Raw genomic sequence first — 20,814 nt, forward strand, 5'->3', positions numbered from 1 at the left:
GCCCGCACGGCCCGACGGTGCTGCCGCGCCGGGTCCGAGGTCAGTACGCGCGGCACGCCCCTCCGCATGCGACGCGGGGGTGACCGGGGATGCCTTGCGACCGGCATTCCGGGACGTGACCAGCGCATATGCGTCGGAGTTCACACCGGGAACCGCCCCGGGAGCGTGACTTGTCCGTATTGTGTGAAGGACCCCATATAAATCAGGTGATCCGGACTCGGACGCCTTAGGTTCTGGGGCAGGGCGAAGGCCCGGCGCGCGGGGGTGCGCAGTCCCGGGGAGGGACCGCCGTCATCGTCCGCGTCGGGGGGAGCCCGCCGAGGTCACCGGGCACAGCGTGTCCGGACCTTGGGGTCCGACGTCGGATTGCAGCTCTGGAGAACCATGTTCGCATCAGTCGCCCGCGACGCGGCGATCACCGCCGAGATCCCGGCGACCCATGACCTCGACGGAGCCCACGACGGTCCGGCGGACGGTCGGGGTCCGGTCGGGGGCGCGGCGCCCGAGCGCCCGGACACCGCTCGCCCGGTCCTCGTCGAGGACCACCGCCTCACCGATCTGGCCCACGGCCCGTCCGGCCACCTGCGCCGCTCCGCCGTCGCGGCCGGGACCACCGTCGTCGTCGCGCTGCTCGTGCCGGCGTTCGCGGTGCCGCTGGGGATCGCCCCCGCGGGCACCTTCGCCCCGATGCTCCTGGCCAACCTCGTGTGGCTCGCCGTGACCGCCGCCCTGTCCCTCAGCTGGTCGGGATACACCAGCGCGCGGGCCGTGCGCCCGGCCCTCACGGCCGGGCAGACCGTCGTCGTGGGCACGGGGGTGCTCTGGGCGATCGGGGTGCCGATCCCCGAGGTGCGCGCGATCCTGCTGTGCCTGATCGCCACCACGCTGCTGACCGTCCTCGCGATCGGGCTCGGCGCCCGGGTGTTCCGCATCCGCACCGTCGTGGTCGCCCCGGTGGCCCTCCTCGACGACGAGTCCCTGCCCCGCGCGGAGGCGGTCGTCGTCGTCGACGCCCATGATGACCGCGAGAGCGCCGTGGACCGCGTGACCCGAGCGGCGGTGCTGGCGGTCGACGCGACGCGCGCGGACGTGGTGCGGATCTCCGGGCATCTCTCCCCCACCACCGTCTCCGAGATCAGCTGGGCGCTGCGCGGTCGCGGTGTGCCGGTGCAGGTCGACATCCTCGACGGCACCGTCCGCTACTCGCGTCTGCTCGGCGCGGCGGACTCCACCGGCGTCTCCGTCCTCGTGGCACCGCCGCTGCCCTCGCACTGGGCGCGGTGGGCCAAGCGCACGATGGACGTCGTGGGCTCGGCGCTGATCATCCTCGCGCTGTCCCCGGTCCTGCTGGCGGCGGCGATCGCCATCAAGCTCGACGACCGCGGCCCCGTGAAGTACCGCCAGGTGCGGATCGGCAAGGACGGGGAGCCCTTCGAGATCTACAAGCTGCGCACGATGCTCGTGGACGCGGACGCGCGCCTCCAGGAGCTCCTGGCCGCCCAGCAGACCGCCGGCACCCCCCTGTTCAAGGTCAAGGACGATCCGCGGCTGACCCGCGTGGGCGGCTTCATGCGGCGCTACTCGATCGACGAGCTGCCCCAGCTGTTCAACGTCCTGCAGGGGACCATGAGCCTGGTCGGACCGCGGCCCCAGCGGGCCGCCGAGGTCGCGATGTACACCGGCACCGACTCCCATCGCCTCGGCGTCACGCCCGGCATGACCGGGCTGTGGCAGGTCTCCGGGCGCTCGAACCTCACCTGGCAGGAGGCGCGCCGCCTCGACGTGCACTACGCCCACAACTGGTCGATCGCCCTGGACCTGGGGATCCTCGTGCGCACCGTGCGGGCCGTGCTCGCCAAGGACGGCGCCGTCTGATGAGGATCCTGCACCTGATCCACGCCACGACCTTCGGCGGGGTGGAAGCGGCCGCCGAGCACCTGCGCTCGACGGTCGGTCGGGGTGCGCGGACACGGGTCTCCGGGACCTCGGCGACCGCCGTGATCGACGAGCCGATCGAGTACCGGGTCGGGGCGCTGGCCGGGGCTCCCGAAGGTCAGGAGGCCGTCCACGCGCACGTCACGGGCTCCTCCGTCAACAGCCCGCTCTCGGCCCTGCGCCTGCTGCGGGAGGTGCGGAGCACGCGTCCCGAGGTGCTCGTGACCTCGCTGTGGCGCGTCGTCGCCCTGGGGCCGATCGCCCGGCTGCTGTCCCCCGGCACCCGCTGGATCGTGTGGGTGCACCTGGCCGCGTACACCAACGCCGCCGACCGGCTCGTGCACACCTGGTGCCTGCCCCGGGCCGATGCGATCCTGTGCGACTCCGACGCCTCCTACGAGGCGATCGTGCGTCCGGCGCTGGCCCGCGCCGGCACCGCGGTGCCCCACCGGATCGTGCGCCCGGAGTCCTCCCCGCTGGACGCCTCCGGTCCCGGACGCACCGCCCCGGTCGCCGACGAGCCGCTGCGCCTGGTGTTCTGGGGGCGGATGGCCCGGCAGAAGCGCCTGGACCGCGTGGTCGAGCTCGCCCAGATCCTGGCGGCGCGGCGTCCCGGCGGCGTCGAGCTGCTGATCGCCGGGCCCGATGACGGCGAGCGCCACGACCTCGAGCAGCGCGCCGCCCGGAGCGGCCCTGGCCTGCGCATCGAGCTGTTGGGTCCGCTGGATCGCACGGGCGTGGAGCGGGCGGCCGGGCAGGCCCACGTCTTCGTGCAGCTCTCGGACGTGGAGGGCTACGCGATGTCCGCCCACGAGGCGCTCGCGGCGGGGATGCTGTGCGTGCTGACCCCCGTCGGCGATCTCGCGGCCGACACCACGGACGGCGTCGACGCCGTCCACCACCACGGCGACCTCGAGGACACCGCCGGGCGGGTGCTCGCGGTGACCTCGGATCCCGCCGCGTTCGACGCGATGGGCCGCGCCGCGACCGCGACGGCCGGACACGGCTTCACCGAGGCCTTCGTCGAGGCGTGCCGGGATCTCACCGCGGAGCGTGCCCGATGAGCGGCCGGGGCCTGGGGAACCAGATCGCCGTCGTGATCATCGCTGGCTGCGCGCTGATCGCCGCGCCCGCTGTCCGCGCCGTCCTGCCCGGACAGTTCCTCATGGACGACGCCCACCTGCAGGACTCGATCGCCGGGCGGATCCCGGTGGGCGACTCCGAGGGCTTCGCCGTGACCGCGGCGCTCTACCGGACCCTGGGGCTGGCCGATCGTCCCTCGGCGACCGCCGTCCTGGCGATGATCGTGTTCACGGTGGCGGTGTTCGTGGCGATCGGGTGGGACCGGCTGCGGGAGCTGACCATCATCGGCCTCGCGGCCGTCGGCGCCTCCTACGTGCTGGCGCTGGCCTACCTCGCGCAGTACTCCAAGGAGCTCGTGACCCTGGTGCTGGCGCTGCTGGTGCTGGTGCTGCCCCGGGACCGCGAACGGGCCTGGGCGTGGGACCTCGTCGTCGTCGCCGGGTGCCTCGTGTACGCCGTGACGCTGCGGGAGTACTGGGCCGTGATCGCAGGCATGTACGTCGTCTGGCGGATCGCGCTGGCATGGTTCCGCCATCCCGCGCTGCTGCTGCTCGTGCCCGTGGCCAGCTACATCGCCCTGACCCCGGCGTTCCAGATCGTGCTGGGCGGCGGCCTGCAGTCCCAGCGCGAGTGGTCCAACGCCGAGCGGGCGGGCACCGCCGGCGACGTCGCCTCGCTGATCCAGAGCCCCTTCCCCGGGGCCGAGGGCGTGCTCGGGATCGTCTCGGCCCTGATCATGCTCGCCCTGCTCATCGTGCCGCTGACGCTGGCCGCGAGCGGCTCGGCGTACCACCTCGCCAGCGCCGGCCTCATCGCGGCGATCTGGTTCGTGATCCTGACGCCCGTGGCCCGGGGGCTCCTGGCCCGCCGCCCCGCCGTGCTGGGCGTCCAGGCCTCGCGCGCCGCGGCGCTGCTGCTGGCGGCCCTCGTGGTCCAGGCGCTGTTCGAGCCGGACTACGGCTCCTATCTCAAGCACCTCACGCCGCTGCTGCCGCTGGCCCTGGCGATGCTCCCGGCCGCCGCGCTGCTGCGTCCGGCCGAGACCTTCGCGGGCGTCGTCGAGCCCGCCTCGGTCGCCGCGCGTCCGCGGCGCCTCGCCCGCGCGGGGGGTGCGGCATGAGGATCCTCCACCTCACCGATGCCTCGTCCTCGGGCGTGCTGATGGCCGTGACCGCGATCGCCCGCGCCCAGGCCGCCGTGCCCGGATGCGTGGTCGAGCTCGCCTACGTGCCGCGGTCCGATTCCCCCACCCCCGACCGCATCCAGGACCTCACCGGCCCCTCCGTGCGCCTGCATCGCCTGACCGCCTCCTCCCGGGCCGCGGTCCCGGTGCTGGCGGCGCGCCTGCCCGGCCTGCTACGTCGATCCGATGCCGATGTCGTCCACCTGCACTCCTCCCGGACGGGGCTGTTGGGACGCGCCGCCGCGCTGCTGACGGGGCGCCGCGACCGGATCGTCTACTCGCCGCACTGCTTCGCCTTCGACCGCACCGACACCACCCCGCACAGCGTGGCCGTGCTCCGCGGCCTCGAGCGGATCGGCACGCGGCTTGGCGCCCAGCTGGTGCTGTGCTCGGAGTCCGAGCAGCAGCTCGCGGAGCGCTCCTTGCCCGGGGCGCGCACGGCCGTGCTGGCCAACAGCGTCGACACCCGGGCGCTCGCGACCGTGGCCCGCGGCGTCGCCGCACGGGCGTCGTCGGATGCTGCGCCTGCGGATGCTGCGCCGACGGGTCGCGCGGCGGTGACGGTCGTCCACGTCGGGCGCATCGCCCCGCAGAAGCGGCCCCGTGCGTTCGGGGCCGTGGCCACCGCGTGGGCGGGGCTGCGGGCCGAACGGGGCGGCGCGCTGCCGCCCGCGCGCTTCCGCTGGCTGGGCGAGGGCGACCGCACGCTCCTGCCGCCCGAGGTGGAGGTCACCGGCTGGCTGCCCCCGGAGGCGCTGCGCGCCGAGCTGGCGGCGGCGGACGTCCTGCTGTTCACCTCCGCGGGCGAGGGCATGCCCATGTCGCTGCTCGAGGCCGCGGCCTTGGGTGTCCCCGCCGTGGCGCACGACGTGACGGGCATCCGCGACGTGGTGCGCGACGGGGTCACCGGGGTGCTGCGTCCGACCACGGACGAGCTCGCCGAGGCCCTCGCGGACCTCGCCGGGGACCCGGCCCGGCGCCGCGCACTGGGCGCCGCCGCCGCGCAGGACGCCCGCGCCCACCACGACATCGCCGACCTGGCCGAGAGGTCCTTCGCGGCCTATCGTGCGGTCGGCGTCACGAACCTGCCGCTCGTGCCCGGGTCCGTACCCGCGCACGAGCACCCACGGGCGGCCGCCGTGCCGCTCGGCGTCACGGTCCCATCGCCCAGTGCCGGGCCCCGTGACGTCTCAGAGATCCGAGGAGACCGATGAGCACCGCGAAACTGTGGAGAACCCTCCGCGCCACCTGGTGGATCCTCCTGATCGGCGCCGTCGTCGGCGGCCTCGCCGCCGCGGCCGCGGTCCTGGTCATGCCCCGCACCTACTCCTCGCACGCCGACGTGATGATCCAGGCGGAGAGCGCCGACGCGGGCGGAGGCACCGACCTCCAGCTGTACATCAGCAACCGCCTGCCCACCTGGATCGCGCTGGCGGTCTCCGACGACAACGTCTCCCAGGTCGCCCGGACCGCGGACACGACGCCCGAGGAGGTGGCCGAGCAGGTCACCTACAGCGTCCCCCCTGCGACCGCTGTGATCGCGGTCAGCGCCACCGGCGCAAGCCCCGAGGCGTCCCAGGCGCTCGCGCGCGCGGCCGCCGACTCCCTCTCAGCGAGGATAGCCGCTACCTCGGAAGCGGGTGTCACGGTCGACCCTTCGATCATCGTCGCTGCTAAGCCTGGCACCCAGACCGCCCCGGACCCCACGATCATCGTGCCCGGCGGTGTCGTGGCGGGCGTCCTCGTGGGCTTCCTCCTCTCGCTCCTGCAGGGTGCGCGCCGCCTCAGGCCTCGCACGCTCGAGGACATCTCCGACGCGATCGAAGCCCCCGTGCTCGCGGTGCTGGATCCGCAGCGCCGTGCGCTCTTCGCCCGTGCCGAGGTGCTCGGCGAGCCCACCTCCCTCGCCGGTCTGCTCGGTCGCCTCAGGGCTTCGGACCGCACGACGTTCCTCCTGGTGCCGCTGGGGAGTGCCGATCCTCGAGCGCTGAGCTCCCACCTCCAGACCCTCCCCTCCTCTGCGGGGATCTCCGCGGACCTGCGTCCGACCGTCGAGGACGGCCCGTCGTCCGAGCTCACCGGGCTGGGCCCGGACGGTGCCGTGGTCCTGCTGGTGGGACCGCTGGCCACCACCGACCGGATCGCACGCTCGGCCCGTCGTGCGCGCGTCCACGGTGCCGAGATCGAAGGGGCCGTCGTGGTCGAGGCCGAGCGGTCCGACGCGACCGAGGATTCCGTGGCCGTCCAGGACCCCACTGCTGCCGGTAGCGCCGCCGTCGCGGAGCCGGGGGTCGACGAGGGCACGACCTCGGATGCAGGTCGGTCCGACACGGCTCGGACCGGTTCCGCCGTGGACGGGTCCACCCCCCTGGCACCCCGTGGCCCGGCGACGTTCCCGGCGACGTCGTCCCGACCGACGACCCCGGCCGGCCCGGAGGAGGCCCCGGAGCCGTCGCCGGGCGCAGGCGCTGTCGCCGCGGTGACGGCCGCTCAGGCGCAATCCGCGCACACGCATCGTGCCGCCACCGAACGCGGGGGCGCGTTCATCGCACCGACCGAGGTGGTCTCCCCTCGCATCAGCGCGCGACGTGCCCGTCGAGCCGCCGAAGCAGCCAAGCCCGCGTCGAGCTTCCCCGCCGCCGCCTCGGCCGGGCTGTTCCCCGCGGCAGCGGCGACGTATTCGTCCTCCTCGGCGCAGAGCCCGGAGACCGCGGATGCCACGGCAACCGTGCCGGGCACGCCGGAGCAGGACGCGTCCTCGACTCCCGCCGACGGGCCCGAGGGCGACCTCGCCGTGGCCGGCCCGTCCACTCCCTCCGAGAGCCCGTTCGCCGACAGCACGCCGACTGCGGACACGTCGTCCCCGGCGGTCGCGGACGACCAGGCCGAGGACACCCCGGTGGAGGACGTCCAGGCGGAGGGCAACGCTGCCGAGGACGTCCCGGCGGAGGGCACAGCTGCCGAGGCCACAGCCGCCGACCTCACCTCGGACAGTGCGGCGCCCACGGGCGACGCGACATCGGACGGCTCCTCGGCCGAGGACGGCACGGCACCGGCGGACCTGACATCCGCGGTGCCGGAGGTCGACAGCCCCGCCCCGGCGAGCACCGACGACCTGACGTCCTGGACCGGTCCGGCGAGCACGGACGACCGCGCCGCCCACCCGGCGACGGCGACGCCCGCCGCCGCCCTGCGCCCCTGGGCACCGGCAGATCGTCCCTCCGGAGCGGAGTTCCGGGAGGAGGAGGTCACGGCGGAGATCCCCCGCTACGAGGAGGAGGTCTCGCGACCGGACGTCCCCGACGCCACCGATCGGACGTCCTCTGCACGGAACGACGACGCGGCGGCGCCCACGTCCGTGCCGGAGCCGCACGAGCCCGGACACGGCCTCGAGACCCCTCCGGCGACCGGCCGCTTTCCGTGGGAGCACGCCAGCAACCCCTGGGAGCCCCTGTCCTCCACCACGGCGGACGCCGACGACGAGGGACGCGAGAACGCGGACGACCCCGACGCCGCAGATGACGGACCCCACGGGCCGCACCACACGGCCCGTTCCGGTCACGACGTGGGGTGGCAGTCCCACCCGAGCAGACTCCCCGGGCGGTCCCCCGGGAGGACCGCCCCCACCCCCACCACCCTCGACACCATGAAGGAGACCCGCACATGACCCCGGCGTCCCGGCATCAGGCCCCAGATCCCGAGGCCTCCCACGAACGTCCCGGCGCACCCTGGCCGGCAGTTCTCGCGCGCCTCGGGATCCGTCGGAACTCCCCGGGCGTGGCGCTCGTGGTGCTGGGGACCGCCGATGTCCTGCTGTGGGTCCTCGCCTGGTTCCTCGCAGTGCTCCAGTCACCGCCGGCGCCGCACCACGAGGGCATCATCGTCTTCTCCGTCGTCCTGTCGGTCGCGGTCCAGCTCGCGGCGGGGATCGCGCTGGGCATCTACCGTCATCGCGACCCGGTGGGCTCGGCGCCCGAGCTGCGGTCCATGACCTTCGTCGCCGTCGTCGTGCTGCTGGCCCTCATCGCCGGTGCCGCCGTCCTGCGGCATCCGCTGCTGCTGTCGACCACGGTCATCGCCTGGCTGATCGCCCTGGTGCTGACCCTCGCGCTGCGTCAGCTGATCCGCCGGGTCGTAGAGGGCGGGCGCCGGCCCCGCGATGCGGAGCCGGTGCTGGTGATCGGGTCCGGCAGCCTGGGCACGGCGCTCGCCGAGCAGATGGTGCGTGACCCCGCGAGCCCCTACCTGCCCGTCGGCTTCCTGGACGACGATCCCGCCAAGCGCCGGTTCCGCGCCGCGGGGGTGCGCGTCCTGGGGGGCACCGAGGACCTCGCGGCGGCGCTGCACCGCAGCGGCGCCCGGGGCGCCGTCGTCGCGATCGGCGACGCCGGGCCGGCCCTGCTGACCCGCCTGTCCCGGCAGCTGGCCGAGCACGACGCCTGGCTGCGCACCGTGCCCACGATGGCCGAGCTGCTGGAATCCCCCGCCGACGTGTCCTCGATCCGCGACCTCGACGTCACCGACCTCATCGGCCGATCGGTCTCGCGACCCGATCCGATGCTGGCCCGCAGCCTGATCCAGGGGCGGCGCGTGCTCGTGACCGGCGCCGGCGGCTCCATCGGCTCCGAGCTGTGCCGCCAGATCCGTGCGCTGGATCCGTCGTCGCTGATCATGGTGGACCGCGACGAGTCCGCGCTGCACGCGCTGTCGATGTCCCTGCACGGCCGGGCGCTCCTGGACACGCCGGAGTTCCTCCTGGCCGACATCCGCGACCGCGACGCCCTGGACGCCGCCTTCGCCGAGCACCGGCCCGAGCTGGTGTTCCACGCGGCCGCCCTCAAGCACCTGCCGGTGCTCGAGCGCCACCCCGCCGAGGCGTGGAAGACCAACGTGCACGGCACCGGCAACGTCCTCGAGACGGCGATCGCCCACGGGGTCGAGCACGTCGTGAACATCTCCACCGACAAGGCGGCCCGCCCCACGAGCGTGCTGGGTCTGTCCAAGCGCGTGGCCGAGGGCCTGACCACCGCCGCGGCCGACGCCACGGGCCGCGGCTACGTCTCGGTGCGGTTCGGCAACGTGATCGGGTCCCGCGGCTCGGCGATCCCGCTGTTCGCCGAGCAGATCCGCGCCGGCGGACCCGTGACGCTCACGGATCCCGAGGCCACCCGCTACTTCATGACGATCCCCGAGGCGTGCGAGCTGGTGCTGTTCGCGGTCGCGGTCGGCGAGCCCGGGGAGACCCTGGTCCTGGACATGGGGTCACCCGTCCGGATCGCCGACCTCGTCGAACGCATGATGCTGCTGTCCGGGCGTCGCGTCCCGGTGGTCCACACCGGTCTTCGCCCCGGCGAGAAGCTTGCCGAGGAGCTCTTCACGCCCGGGGAGCAGGAGATCCTGCGCACGACCGGGCGCGTCACGCACGTGCGCAACGCCGGCATCGCACCGAGCGCGCTGCCCCCGCCCCACGCCCCGCCGTCAGCCGTCGACGCGTTCTACCTGCGCGTCCTCGGCACCGGGGAGCGCCCGACGCGCCCTCCCTCCTCCAGCATCCCCACACCCGTCCCGCATTCGGCGCGAAAGGTCGATCCGTCATGAAACCTCGCATCCCGCTCTCCGTCCCCACCGTCGGCCCCGCCGAGCGTGCGCTCGTCCTCGGGGCGCTGGACTCCGGATGGATCGCGCCCGTGGGACCGCAGCTCGACGCCTTCGAGGCCGCGCTGGCCGGGCTCGCCGACCGCCGCCACGCCGTCGCCGTGTCCTCGGGGACCGCCGCGCTGCACCTGTCGCTGCTGGTGTCCGGCGTGCGGCCGGGCGACCACGTCGCCTGCCCCACCCTGACCTTCATCGCCACGGCCGCCGCGATCGTCCACGCCGGGGCGGTGCCGGTGTTCGTGGACTGCGACCACACCGGCAACATGTCCCCCGAGCTGCTCGAGCGCGCCTTCATCCGTGGCGAGGAGACGGGGCACCCGATCAGGGCGGTCATCCCCGTGGACCTCTACGGGAAGGTCGCCGACCACGCCCGCCTGTCCCGGATCGCGTCCGCCCACGACGCCGTGTACCTCGTCGATGCCGCCGAGTCCCTGGGCGCCGAGCGGGACGGGCGCCCCGCGGGCTCGCAGGGCCGCCTCGCGGCCTTCTCCTTCAACGGCAACAAGATGGTGACGGCGTCCTCCGGCGGCGTTGTGCTGACCGACGACAAGGCCCTGGCCGACCACGCCCGGCGCCTGGCGACGCAGGCCCGCGAGCCCGTGGCGCACTACGAGCACCGCGAGGTCGGTTTCAATTACCGCCTGTCCAACCTCCTCGCGGCCCTGGGCCTGGCCCAGCTCGAGCGGCTGGACGAGTTCATGGTCGGCCGTCGCGCGCACCGGGAGCGCTACCGCGAGCTCGCCGACGCCGTAGAGGGGATCGCGATCCTCGGAGGGGGCGACGAGGGGGACAGCTGCTGGCTCACCAACCTCGTGATCGACCCCGAGGTGACGCACCTGACCCCCACGTCCCTGTGCCAGTCCCTCGCCTTCCACGGCATCGAGGCCCGCGCCGTGTTCGCCCCCATGCACGGCCAGCCGGTCTTCGCCGATCCCGAGAGGTTCCCGCGGGTGCTGGACGGCACGGCCGACCGCATGTACCTCACCGGGGTCTCGGTGCCCTCCTCGCCCGCGACCACGGCCGGGGAGATCGACGAGGTCTGCGAGCGGATCGCCGCGGCGGTCTCCGCCGCACGGGGCGCGGTCGTCGAGCAGGCGGTCTCCCAGACCCCCGCCGAGGTGGTCCTGTGAGCGCACCCCGTGCGCTCGTGATCGCCCCCCACCCCGACGACGAGGTGCTCGGCGCGGGCGGCACCATCGCCCGCCTGTCCGACGCCGGGATCGAGGTGACCGTCGTCGCCGCGTGCTCGGACCTTCCGCCGCTCTACCCCGCGGAGGTCGCCCCCGCCGTCGAGCGGGAGGCGCGGGCGGCCCACGAGGTCCTGGGCGTCGCCGAGTCGGTCTTCCTGGACCTGCCCTCGGTCGAGGTGTCCCGCGGGCCCGTCGCCGCCCTGAACGGCCCCCTCCAGGCGGTCGTGGACCGGGTGCGGCCCGCGATCGTGCTGATCCCCTTCCCGGACCGCCACGTGGACCACCGTGCCGTGTTCGACGCCGCGATGGTCGCGACCCGGCCCATCGGCGCCGGGCGCGACATCACGCTGGTGGCGATGTACGAGACGATCTCCGAGACGTTCTGGAACGCCCCCGGTGCCGAGCCCGTGTTCGCCCCCACCTGGAACGTCGACATCAGCGCCACGCTGGCCCGCAAGACGGAGGCCTTCGCGCGCTTCGAGAGCCAGCTGCAGGCCTTCCCCGGCCCGCGCTCGGTCCAGGCGCTCGAGGCGCTGGCCCTGTTCCGCGGCAGCCAGGCCGGGCTGCCCCACGCCGAGTCCTTCCAGGTGGTGCGGCTCGTGACGGCCGCGGACGACGGGGCCCTGGCGGCGCTGGGATGACGGGCGGCCGCGAGGCCCCCTCCCCCGCCGTGCCCGAGGACACCGCCGCACCCGAGGAGCCGCAGAAGGACTCGACCGCGAGGGTGGGCACCGACGCCCTCGCCGTGGGGCTGGGCTACCTCGCCTCCTTCGCCTACCCGCTGGTCTCCCTGCCGTTCCTGGCGCGCGTGTTCGGCGCCGCGGACCTGGGCCGCCTCATGTTCGCGCTGGCCCTGCTGCAGATCGTCGTCTACGTGACCGACTTCGGGTTCGGGATGGGTGCGATCCGGCGGGTCGCCGTCGCCCGGGACCGTACCGAGCGCTCGGCGGTGGCCCTGTCGACCATCGCCGCCAAGGCCCTGCTGTGGACCGTCTGCGCCGCGGTGCTCATGGTGATCGTCGCCGCCGTCCCGTCGTTGCGCACCCACTGGGAGATGTACGCGGTGGGCGTGGCGCTGATCGGCGTCGGGGCGCTGTACCCCAACTGGTTCCTGCAGGGCATCGGCCGGGTCAAGTCCTTCGCGCTGCTGACCTCGTGCAGCCGTCTGGTGGCCCTCGCGCTGCTGCTGCTGACCGTGCACGGGCCCCAGGACATCGTCCTGGCGATGACGTGGCAGCAGTTCCCGCTGGCCCTCTCGGCGATCGCCAGCTGGGTGATGCTGGCCCTGGTGTGGAAGGACATCGTGCGGGTCCGGGTGACCGTCGCCGCGGTGCGCCACGCCCTCGTGGACTCCTGGCCGCTGTTCATCGCCAACATCGCCACCGTCGTCATGGGCACCGCGAACTCCGTGGTCCTGGGCGTGGTCACCACGCCCGTGCAGGTCGCCTACTTCGGAGCCGGGGAGCGGTTCTCCAACGCGGTGCGCGGGGTCATGCGCGGGGTCACCGACGCGATGCTGCCCCGCATGAGCCGGGCCGACGACTCCTCCGCGGGGCTCCAGCGCCTCATCGCGGGCGGGATCATCGGCGGCTACGCCGCGGCCGGGCTGATCCTCGCGCTCGCGTCGCCGTGGTTCATCCCCTGGTACCTGGGCGATGAGATGCGCGATGCCGCCCCCGTCACCCAGCTCATGGGCGTGACGCTGCTGATGGTCGCCGTCAGCTCGGTGCTCATGCTCCGGGCCACCGCCCAGCACCGGTTCTCCCAGGTGGCGCGCCTGGCGACGGCCGGGGCGGCCGTGCACCTGGTGCTCGTGATCCTGGGGGCCCTGGGATGGGGGGCGATCGGCGCGGCGGTCGCGCTGATCGTCTCCGAGGGCCTGCAGGCCCTGCTGTTCGCGCTCGACGCCCGCACGCAGCGGCGTCGGACGCGCCGCACCCGCCCCCAGGTGCTCGCCGACCTCGGGATCAGCAGACGTCGCCGGCGACGCGAGTCGAGGCCCCGTCACGCACGATGAGCTCGGGCGGCGGCAGCTCGTGGTGCGGCGGGAGCATCACCCGGGCGTGGGCGGCGAGCGTGGTCAGCACGCGGGCCACGCGCCGCATCCCGCCGCCCCGGGCGGCCCGCACGATGCTCGCGGGCAGCCCCAGGGCCTCGCGGAGCACGTACCCGCGGCCCTGGCGGTCGGGGAACACCTCGGGGTGGCGGCGCCAGACCATGACGTCGGCGACGGCGCTGAGATAGACCTTGCGGACCATCTCGCGGGCGCTGGGGGTCACGCGGTAGTACACCAGCAGCTCGGGCGAGAAGCCGATGTCCAGGCCCTCCTGCTCCAGGCGGACGGTGAACTCGAAGTCCTCCCGGCCGTAGGCGCGGAACGAGGCGTCGAACCCGCCCAGGGCCAGCACGACGTCGCGGCGCAGCGCCACGTTGCAGCACATGACGGCGTCCTCGGTCAGCGAGGTGAACGCGTGCTCGGGCGCCTCGGGGTCGAAGGGCTCGGTGAGCCGGCGCAGCGGTCCGCCCACGACGTCGTGCACGGCCAGGCCGCCGCGCGCGGCGCGCACCCAGTGCGATCCGACGCGGTCGTCGGCGTCGCAGATGGCGATGCGGGGCGCGCGCGCCGCCAGGATGCCGGTGTTGCGCGCGTGGGACACCCCGGGCTTCTGACCCGCGTCGACCACCCGCACGGGCACCGGGAAGCGTACGGCCCGCGCCTCGACCACGGCGCGGGTCCCGTCCCGGGAGCCGTTGTCGGCGACCACCAGCTCCCAGGGGAAGACGGCGTCCTGCGCGGCGAGCGCGTCGAGCTGCTCGTCGATGCAGTGGGCGCCGTCGCGCACGGGGATGACGACGGTGAGCTCCGGGGGCGTGGACACCGAGGACCCTCCTGGACGGCTCGCGGCGGGCGTGACGAGCACCCACCCTACCCATCGGAACGTCCCGGTACGTCCGATGTGCGCTCGCACGCATCCGCGCCTGTGCGCTTGTGCCGGGCGCGCCCCTGGTGGGAGGGTCCCAGAGGACGAACCGGGCGCACCGGACAGCGACGCCCTCCCACCGCCGCCGGACCTCCCGGCCCGCGCACCACCCAGGAGCACCCGTGACCGAGACCCCCCGCACCGATCCCGCCGACCGGGAGGCGCCCGCGGCCTCCCACGCGCCGGTGGCGACCGTGGTCATCCCGTCCTACGAGTCGGGCACGGACGTCCGCACCGCGGTGGCCTCGGCCCTGGCCCAGACCCTCACCGACATCGAGGTCCTCGTCGTCGACGACGGCTCCCAGCACGACCCGGTCCCCGAGGATCTCCCCGCGGACCCTCGCCTGGTGATCGACCGGCGCCCCGTCAACGGCGGCTACTCCCGCGTCACCAACCATGCCCTGCGCCGGGCCCGGGGCCGGTGGGTGCACTTCCTGGACTCCGACGACGAGATCGCCCCCGACGTCCTCGAGAAGCTCGTGCGGGCGGGCGAGGAGGCCGATGCCGCCGTGGTCCTCATGCCGCTGATCGCCATCCAGGACGGCGTCGCCAACCACACCCTGGCCTGGAACCCCCCGGGGCCGGTGTCCACCGGCCGCGAGGCCATGCGGGCGATGCTCCGCAACAATGTCGTCGGCAGCCAGCACGTGCTGCTGCGCGATCCGCAGCCGGTGGCCCCCGAGGGTCTCACCTACGGGGACTGGATCACGCTGATGCGCCACGTGGCGCGGGCCGAGCGGGTCGCCTACGCCGACGACGCGCCCTACCTCTACACGATCCAGGAGATCTCGCAGTCCGCGGGCCTGCGCCCCTCCGTGTGGGGTCTGCTCGACCTGCCCGAGCTCGCCGCCCCGCTGATCCGGGAGACCTTCGAGCCCGACGAGGCCGCGGCCCTGGAGGTCGAGCTGCGCCGCCACACCGTCACCCACGTCCTGCACAAGGCGGCGGGGTCCTCCCAGGACAGCCCCCTGCGTCGCGAGGTCACGGCATGGGCCCGTGCCCGGATCACCCCGCGCGGCGCCCTCGCACTGGCTCGTGAGGGGCATCGCGCCGAGGCCGCCGAATGGCTGCTGATGTGGATCTCGCCGGTGCTGCACCGCCGCGCGTACCAGGCCTACGGGGCGCGCAAGCGCCGGCACCGGAACACCGCGGCCGCTGCTGCAGCCGCGGCCTGACCTCTCCCGCACCGACGCCGACGGCCCGGTCCCGCCGCTGCGGGGCCGGGCCGTGCAGGTCGCGCCCGTCAGGGGCGGACCGTGTCCTGTGGGACGTAGCCGCCCGGGGCGCCGCCGTGCCCGCCGGGCCCGTCGTCGGGGCCGAAGCGCGGGACCTCGCCCCAGGGCCGCGAGAGCAGCGGCGCCGAGGTCTGGAACGTCCGCACCGCGGGACGATCGGCGTAGTCGACCCCGGGGAAGCGCCCCCACTGGTCGGCCGAGCCCGCCGGCCGCACGGCGTCGGCCTCGTCGAGGAGGCGGATCGCCTGCTCGGGCGTCGGGTAGGGGCCGCTGAAGACGCTGCCGGCGGGGAGCGGGCCGCGGAACATGGGGGCGTCGGCCGGAGTCCCGGGCCACAGGGGACTGCCGGGGCGGAACCAGATCTTGCCCGGCCTGCGGCGATCCCGCAGGGCGTAGGCGCGCCAGGTGAGGATCGGGTGGCTGGAGAGCCAGTTGACGATGTGCAGCCACAGGCCCTTCTCCGCCGGGGCGCGGTCGGCGAGCTCATTGACGTTGACGTCGGCGTTGAGGTACTTCCCGGCGCCGAGCACGGCCATCGTCCCGGCTGATCCCGAGGGGCAGAAGTCGTAGCCGTAGTTGTCGGCCGTGTACTCCTGGGCGCGGGACAACGCCGGTCCCAGGATCGGGATCTGGGCGAGCAGGTTGGTGAAGACGTAGCGGAAGTAGGAGACGTGGCCGGCGGCCAGGTGCCCCACCTCGTGGCCGATGATGAAGCGCAGCGCCTCGGGGTCGCGCGCGTGACCTCCCACCTCGAAGAGGTCGGAGTACACGACGACGAAGCGACGGAACCCGTGCCCCGAGGCGAAGGCGTTGATGGTGCCGTTGCCCAGCTGGACGTAGGCGTCCGGGACACGGCGCATGCCCTGACGTCGCGCGGCCTCGGCCACCATGCGGTAGCCCTCGGGGAACTGTGTGGGGCTCATGCGGATCGCCCCGGCCCGCTGCTGCGCGTAGCCGAGCGCGCGGGCGATCCACAGGATGAGCGCCATCAGCCCGAACGCCACGTAGAGCTGGGAGACCGTGGAGCCGAGACCCAGCTCGTTCAGCGCCCGCTGGGCGTTGGCGGGTCCCTGGAAGATCCAGTAGAGCGTGGCCAGGATCCATAGGAGCGCCGCGACGAGGGTGATCACGACGCCGACGCCCAACAGGGGGAGCTCCCACGGGTGGCGGATACCCCGGCGACCCAGGATCCCGTGGACGGTCGCGCCGTTGATGAGGTTGGGGGCGGCGGGCTCTCCCGGATCGCGCGGCGGGACGGGGCCGCCCGAGCTGCCTCCGGGACCACCGGGGCCGAACGGGCCGCCGGGACCGGCTGGCCCACCGGAGCCACCGGGGCCGAACGGCCCACCCGGACCGGCAGGCTCACCGGAGCCACCGGGGCCGAACGGCCCACCCGTGCCGCCGGGCGCGACCGACCCGGGGTGCGCGCCCGGCGCCGAGAAGGCGGGGCTCCCGTACCCGGGGGCCGGGCTCCCGTACCCGGCGGCGGAGCTGCCGTACCCGGGGGTCGGGCTCGCGGCGCCGTACGGCACCGACGGCGCACCGGGAGCCGCCGGCGACAGCTGTCCCGCCCGCGGGTCCCGGCCTGCATCCCACGGAGCCTGACCTGCGCCCGGATCGGACGGGCCGCCGCCCCGGGGCGGATAGGGATCGCTGGGGGGATGGGTCACGATGAGCTCGCTTTCTCGGCGCACGGGGACGTCGTCTCGAGGGCGCGCCGCTGCCGTCCGCTACGGCGGAGAGGCGGCGACCCTCCGGCCACCCTACGTTCCTGGGGCCGCACGCGGCCTCGGACATCCGGCGCGGATCGGGCGCGCCCGGGGCGCTCGTTATCCTGGCGCGATGACCTCACCCGGAGGAGAACCCATCGCGGACATCCCGATCGCCTCCGTGCTGTTCGTGTGCACCGGCAACGTGTGCCGGTCCCCCTTCGGCGCGGCCCTCCTGGAGCATCTCGTCCCGGGCCTGGCGGTCTCCAGCGCCGGGACCGACGCGTGGGAGGGCTCCGCCATGGATCCGCTGATGGCGACGCAGCTGGGGGCAGGGGTGCAGGTCCCCGCCGACCGGACGGCGCGTCAGGTCACCCTCGCCGACCTCGACGCGGACCTGATCCTCGTCATGTCACGGCGCCAGCGCGGCCTGCTGCTGGACGAGCACCCGGGAGCCGTGCGACGGCTGGGCCTGCTCGGGTCCGTGGCCACGCTGTGCGCTCCTGCCCCGGGGACGGAGGCATGGTCGCCGCTCACCCGAGGGGACGTGGCGAGGTGGACCCGTCTGCCCGTGGATCCCGCCGGGGAGATCGCGGACCCCTTCCGACGGGGCGAGCAGGCCGCCCATGCTGCGGCACAGCGGATCACCACGGCCGTCGAGCTGCTGGCGCCTCGTCTCGCGGGCGCAGGTCCTCGCTGACGCACGGTCGGTCCTCCCGTCCGGCGCGGCCGACCGGGCCGGGCCTGGGGCGACCTCTCGTCAGACGCGGCCGACCGGGCCGGGCCTGGCGCGACCTCTTCAGACGCGGCCGACACGGTCAGGCATGACGCGAGCTGCCGTCAGACGCGGCTGGACCGGCCTGCCGTGCCATCGGCCTCATGACGCAGCACGAGCCCGGCATCAGCGAGCTCCCGGAGCGCGGAGTCGATGAGCGCCCCCGCCTCGGGGTGGGCGCCGATGCGCTCCTCGAGCCGCGTCCGCAGCCCGTCCGTGGTGAGCGGCCCGGACTCGGCGAGGGTCTCCCACACCACCGCCCCGAAGCCGGTCACGTCGCGCACGCCCTGGGCGTCGAGCACCATGGTCGAATCGTCCAGCACCAGGGCGTCCGCGAAGGGCGCGACCTCGAGCAGGGTGCCCACGGAGTCCCGGCCGGGCAGGTGGTCGCGCGGGGTGCGCACGGCATCGGCGTCGAGCACCTGCCAGAGAAGGGCCTCGGCATCGCCGACGTCCCGGTAGGTCACCCGGTGCAGGCCGCCCACGGTGTCCAGGAGCGCGGCGAGCAGGTCCAGCGGGCCGTCCATCGCCGCGAGCGAGGAGGTCAGCGGGGCGAGCACCCGCAGCGCCTCCGCGAGGTCCAGGCGCTCGAGCCGGACGCCGTCGTCGGAGGTGCCGGAGGCATCGGAGGCATCGGAGGCATCGGAGGCATCACGGTCCCGCACGAGTTCGACGATCCCGGCCAGGGGCACGGGCCCGGTCGCCGGCGTGAGGCCCGCCTGGGGCAGGGCCTCGTCCGACTTGGCCCAGCCCCCGGGTTCGCGGACCTGCGACAGGGGCTTGGGGAAGGGCAGCACCATCGAGGTGCCGGGATCCACGATCACCGTCTCGTCGCTCAGGTACTCGACGCCGGGGGCTGCACCCAGGTGCCGCGCGGCATGGGACTTGCCCGTCCCCGACGGCGCGAGGAGCGCGAGCGCGCGACCGTCGCGCGCCACGACGGCGCCGTGCAGCAGCAGGAAGCGCCCGCGGTGCAGGGCGATGAGCATGCGGGTCACCGCGCCCGAGACGGAGTACTCGCTCGTGACGTGCCGGGGGTCCAGATGCAGGGTGCTGCGCAGCGGTCGCACGACGGGATGCTCCGGGACGCTCGCGTCCGGGACGTCGAGATCCGCGTCCCCCGCCGGGTCGGAGCCGACCCCGTCCGTCATCGCACCGCCCTCGGGACCGAGCACGTGGACGACGCCGTCGGGGCCTCCGGGTGTGCGGAACTCCTGCCCATCGGGCGTTTCGGGGGCATCGGTGGCTGGATGCTGCGTCGCGGCGTCCGAGGTCCCGGGCACCGCCGGATCGTCGGCGACGGCGAGGGGGTCCCCGACCAGGAGGTGATCCCACAGCACGGCCAGTCGGCCTGCGAGCTCGGGGTCCTCCACGAGCAGGTCGATCCGGACGCCGGCCACGGCCAGGACGAGTCGCTGTGGCGGGGTGGGTGACGTGGGGGCATCGACGGACGGCGCGGCGGCCACGACGGCCCCGCCGGCCGCTGCGGAGGGCGTGTCGGCCGTCGGGGGTGCATCGTCACCGCGCGGTGCGGCGTCCCCGATGGGTGTGGCATCCCCCGACCGCTCGACGTCTGCTGCGGACGCTCCCGGCGGAGGGGCATCCGGACCAGTGCCGGGCGGCGCGTCCGTCCTGGCGTCCGCGCCGACCTCGGCCTCGGGTGCGGGCTCGGGAGCCGGGACCCCGCCCTCGGCGAGCGCCTCGGCGATGTCGTCCACGAGGTCGGCGATGTTCTGGGTTCCCACGACGGGCCCTCCCGCGAGCATCCCGTCGGTGCCCAGCAGGAACGCCGTGGGCGTCCGGAGCACCTGGAGCATCGAGGCGGCGGTCGCGTCGGCGTCCAGCAGCGCCAGGTCCACCCACTCGGGCGCCTGCTCGCGGAGCTCCTCCAGGGGCACGCTCGTGACCATGCGGACCTCGACCTGGGGCAGCCGGGCACGGAAGCCGGCCAGCTGGGGCGACAGGCGCAGGCACGAGGAGCAGCCCGGGGAGCCGAACACGAGCAGCTGCGGCGCCTTCTGGGAGAGGGCGAGGAGATCGGTCACCGCCCCCTCGGCGGTCGTGACCCGGGCGCGGGGCGTCAGGGTCCGCACGTAGTCGTCCTCGGTGTCATCGCCGGCCAGGCCTCCGGCGACGTCCTCATCGGCCGGGTCGCGATCCGACGCGGGCTCAGCCGGGGCGGCCACCACAGCGGGCGCCGAGGCGGAGCCGGGGCCGCTGAACCAGCCCGCCGCGAGGGCCAGCAGACCGACGGCCAGGGCCAGCGGCGCGTTCATCACCTGGTCGCCCAGGTGGTCGAAGGGTCCGCCGGTCAGGGCGGCGGCCGCGACGGCGCATCCACCCAGGGCCACCAGCAGCAGGTTGCGCTCGACGGTGCGGCCGGAGACCACACCGCCGTCCTCCCCGAAGCAGGCGCAGGCCACGGGCTCGGGACGGCGCACGACCCGCACGATCACCCCGAGGTAGACGAGGGTCAGGACCAGCATGCCCAGCGCGCCGAGCAGGGAGAGCACGCCGGGCAGCAGGGCCAGCACCGCGAGGGCGAGCTCGCCGATGGGGTGGGCGCGCCGCAGGGCCCTGCGGCGCAGCGCCACGGGGATGTCGAGGTCGATCCAGGCGGCGCGCGCGATCGCGTCGTCCTCACGGAGCTTGGCCACGGCCGCGACGGCGAGCAGGGCCGCGAGGGCGAGGGTCGCGATGTGCAGGGCGTTCACGGGGTACAGGCTGTCATGCCGCGCCCGGACCCGGTGCCGCAGGGCCGACGGCGGGCCTCGGGGCGGCACGCACCACGCCCGCCTCCCGGAGCGCGGCGACGAACGCCCGGACGTCCTCGAGGGCCGAGGGCGGGGCGCCGGGCACGCGGCGTCTGGCCTCGCGGGCGATCTCCTCGACGGTCACGGGACCGTCTGCATCGGCCACGATGTCCACGATGAGCTCCCCGACGGCGTCGACGTGGAGGATCGGCCCGTCGGGCAGGGCGGCGACCCACCGCCCCGCGGCATCGTCCTCCCAGGCCAGCTCGGCCAGCTCGACCCGGTCGGCGTCACCGTCGCGGGTCATGACAGCGG

The 20,814-nt window shown here is 74.7% G+C and carries 15 protein-coding genes; 11 read left to right on the top strand and 4 right to left on the bottom strand.

The window, feature by feature from the left end; translation table 11 throughout:
- The first annotated feature begins 384 nt into the window (after window positions 1-384).
- Genes ACT3TZ_RS02500 through ACT3TZ_RS02540 form a run of 9 tightly spaced genes read left to right on the top strand, consistent with a single transcriptional unit; the run spans window position 385 to window position 13,063 of the window.
- The gene (locus ACT3TZ_RS02500; RefSeq protein WP_444581814.1) at window positions 385-1,875 is read left to right on the top strand and encodes a sugar transferase; all 1,491 of its coding nucleotides are present in this window, start codon (window positions 385-387) and stop codon (window positions 1,873-1,875) included.
- Window positions 1,875-2,999 carry a glycosyltransferase family 4 protein gene (locus ACT3TZ_RS02505; protein WP_444581815.1) on the top strand — a complete coding sequence of 375 codons (1,125 nt, stop codon included), beginning with the start codon at window positions 1,875-1,877 and terminating at the stop codon, window positions 2,997-2,999. Before ACT3TZ_RS02500 ends, ACT3TZ_RS02505 begins: the two co-directional genes overlap by 1 nt.
- Window positions 2,996-4,138, top strand: coding sequence for a hypothetical protein (locus ACT3TZ_RS02510; protein WP_444581816.1), 1,143 nt, complete (start codon window positions 2,996-2,998; stop codon window positions 4,136-4,138). Before ACT3TZ_RS02505 ends, ACT3TZ_RS02510 begins: the two co-directional genes overlap by 4 nt.
- On the top strand, window positions 4,135-5,415 hold the full coding sequence (locus tag ACT3TZ_RS02515; RefSeq protein ID WP_444581817.1) for a glycosyltransferase: 1,281 nt from the start codon (window positions 4,135-4,137) through the stop codon (window positions 5,413-5,415). Before ACT3TZ_RS02510 ends, ACT3TZ_RS02515 begins: the two co-directional genes overlap by 4 nt.
- The gene (locus ACT3TZ_RS02520; protein WP_444581818.1) at window positions 5,412-7,868 is read left to right on the top strand and encodes a hypothetical protein; all 2,457 of its coding nucleotides are present in this window, start codon (window positions 5,412-5,414) and stop codon (window positions 7,866-7,868) included. The genes ACT3TZ_RS02515 and ACT3TZ_RS02520 overlap by 4 nt, the downstream gene beginning before the upstream one ends.
- Window positions 7,865-9,799 carry a polysaccharide biosynthesis protein gene (locus ACT3TZ_RS02525; protein WP_444581819.1) on the top strand — a complete coding sequence of 645 codons (1,935 nt, stop codon included), beginning with the start codon at window positions 7,865-7,867 and terminating at the stop codon, window positions 9,797-9,799. The genes ACT3TZ_RS02520 and ACT3TZ_RS02525 overlap by 4 nt, the downstream gene beginning before the upstream one ends.
- Window positions 9,796-10,986: a DegT/DnrJ/EryC1/StrS family aminotransferase gene (locus tag ACT3TZ_RS02530; RefSeq protein WP_444581820.1), complete on the top strand. Its 1,191-nt coding sequence runs from the start codon at window positions 9,796-9,798 to the stop codon at window positions 10,984-10,986. Before ACT3TZ_RS02525 ends, ACT3TZ_RS02530 begins: the two co-directional genes overlap by 4 nt.
- Complete coding sequence (locus ACT3TZ_RS02535; protein ID WP_444581821.1) at window positions 10,983-11,687, top strand: PIG-L deacetylase family protein; 705 nt, start codon at window positions 10,983-10,985, stop codon at window positions 11,685-11,687. The genes ACT3TZ_RS02530 and ACT3TZ_RS02535 overlap by 4 nt, the downstream gene beginning before the upstream one ends.
- Complete coding sequence (locus ACT3TZ_RS02540) at window positions 11,684-13,063, top strand: lipopolysaccharide biosynthesis protein (RefSeq protein WP_444581822.1); 1,380 nt, start codon at window positions 11,684-11,686, stop codon at window positions 13,061-13,063. The genes ACT3TZ_RS02535 and ACT3TZ_RS02540 overlap by 4 nt, the downstream gene beginning before the upstream one ends.
- Here ACT3TZ_RS02540 and ACT3TZ_RS02545 read toward each other — a convergent pair.
- Complete coding sequence (locus ACT3TZ_RS02545) at window positions 13,014-13,925, bottom strand: glycosyltransferase (protein WP_444581823.1); 912 nt, start codon at window positions 13,923-13,925, stop codon at window positions 13,014-13,016. The two genes, ACT3TZ_RS02540 and ACT3TZ_RS02545, sit on opposite strands and share 50 nt — an antisense overlap.
- A gap of 224 nt (window positions 13,926-14,149) precedes the next feature.
- Between ACT3TZ_RS02545 and ACT3TZ_RS02550 the strand changes: the two genes are divergently transcribed.
- On the top strand, window positions 14,150-15,202 hold the full coding sequence (locus ACT3TZ_RS02550; protein ID WP_444581824.1) for a glycosyltransferase family 2 protein: 1,053 nt from the start codon (window positions 14,150-14,152) through the stop codon (window positions 15,200-15,202).
- Window positions 15,203-15,270: 68 nt separating this feature from the next.
- Here ACT3TZ_RS02550 and ACT3TZ_RS02555 read toward each other — a convergent pair whose 3' ends face one another.
- Complete coding sequence (locus ACT3TZ_RS02555; RefSeq protein WP_444581825.1) at window positions 15,271-16,932, bottom strand: M48 family metallopeptidase; 1,662 nt, start codon at window positions 16,930-16,932, stop codon at window positions 15,271-15,273.
- 172 nt (window positions 16,933-17,104) lie between these two features.
- Here ACT3TZ_RS02555 and ACT3TZ_RS02560 point away from each other — a divergent pair, with 172 nt between their 5' ends.
- A complete protein-coding gene (locus tag ACT3TZ_RS02560; RefSeq protein ID WP_444581826.1) occupies window positions 17,105-17,671 on the top strand; it encodes an arsenate reductase/protein-tyrosine-phosphatase family protein in 567 nt (188 codons plus the stop codon).
- A gap of 140 nt (window positions 17,672-17,811) precedes the next feature.
- On the opposite strand, the gene ACT3TZ_RS02565 is transcribed toward ACT3TZ_RS02560, so the two are convergent.
- Together ACT3TZ_RS02565 and ACT3TZ_RS02570 are read right to left on the bottom strand one after the other, a co-directional pair.
- Complete coding sequence (locus tag ACT3TZ_RS02565; RefSeq protein WP_444581827.1) at window positions 17,812-20,460, bottom strand: MauE/DoxX family redox-associated membrane protein; 2,649 nt, start codon at window positions 20,458-20,460, stop codon at window positions 17,812-17,814.
- Window positions 20,461-20,473: 13 nt separating this feature from the next.
- On the bottom strand, window positions 20,474-20,806 hold the full coding sequence (locus ACT3TZ_RS02570) for a PqqD family protein (protein ID WP_444581828.1): 333 nt from the start codon (window positions 20,804-20,806) through the stop codon (window positions 20,474-20,476).
- Between the last annotated feature and the right edge of the window lie 8 nt (window positions 20,807-20,814).

It is taken from the genome of Brachybacterium sp. AOP25-B2-12 (genome assembly GCF_052378625.1).
GTDB lineage: Bacteria > Actinomycetota > Actinomycetes > Actinomycetales > Dermabacteraceae > Brachybacterium.

Bases quoted from the DNA above. Each gene is read 5' to 3' on its own strand.
- ACT3TZ_RS02515 (WP_444581817.1), top strand. From the start codon at position 4,135: ATGAGGATCCTCCACCTCACCGATGCCTCGTCCTCGGGCGTGCTGATG.
- ACT3TZ_RS02560 (WP_444581826.1), top strand. From the start codon at position 17,105: ATGACCTCACCCGGAGGAGAACCCATCGCGGACATCCCGATCGCCTCC.
- ACT3TZ_RS02505 (WP_444581815.1), top strand. From the start codon at position 1,875: ATGAGGATCCTGCACCTGATCCACGCCACGACCTTCGGCGGGGTGGAA.
- ACT3TZ_RS02570 (WP_444581828.1), bottom strand. From the start codon at position 20,806: ATGACCCGCGACGGTGACGCCGACCGGGTCGAGCTGGCCGAGCTGGCC.
- ACT3TZ_RS02520 (WP_444581818.1), top strand. From the start codon at position 5,412: ATGAGCACCGCGAAACTGTGGAGAACCCTCCGCGCCACCTGGTGGATC.
- ACT3TZ_RS02540 (WP_444581822.1), top strand. From the start codon at position 11,684: ATGACGGGCGGCCGCGAGGCCCCCTCCCCCGCCGTGCCCGAGGACACC.
- ACT3TZ_RS02525 (WP_444581819.1), top strand. From the start codon at position 7,865: ATGACCCCGGCGTCCCGGCATCAGGCCCCAGATCCCGAGGCCTCCCAC.
- ACT3TZ_RS02510 (WP_444581816.1), top strand. From the start codon at position 2,996: ATGAGCGGCCGGGGCCTGGGGAACCAGATCGCCGTCGTGATCATCGCT.
- ACT3TZ_RS02500 (WP_444581814.1), top strand. From the start codon at position 385: ATGTTCGCATCAGTCGCCCGCGACGCGGCGATCACCGCCGAGATCCCG.
- ACT3TZ_RS02530 (WP_444581820.1), top strand. From the start codon at position 9,796: ATGAAACCTCGCATCCCGCTCTCCGTCCCCACCGTCGGCCCCGCCGAG.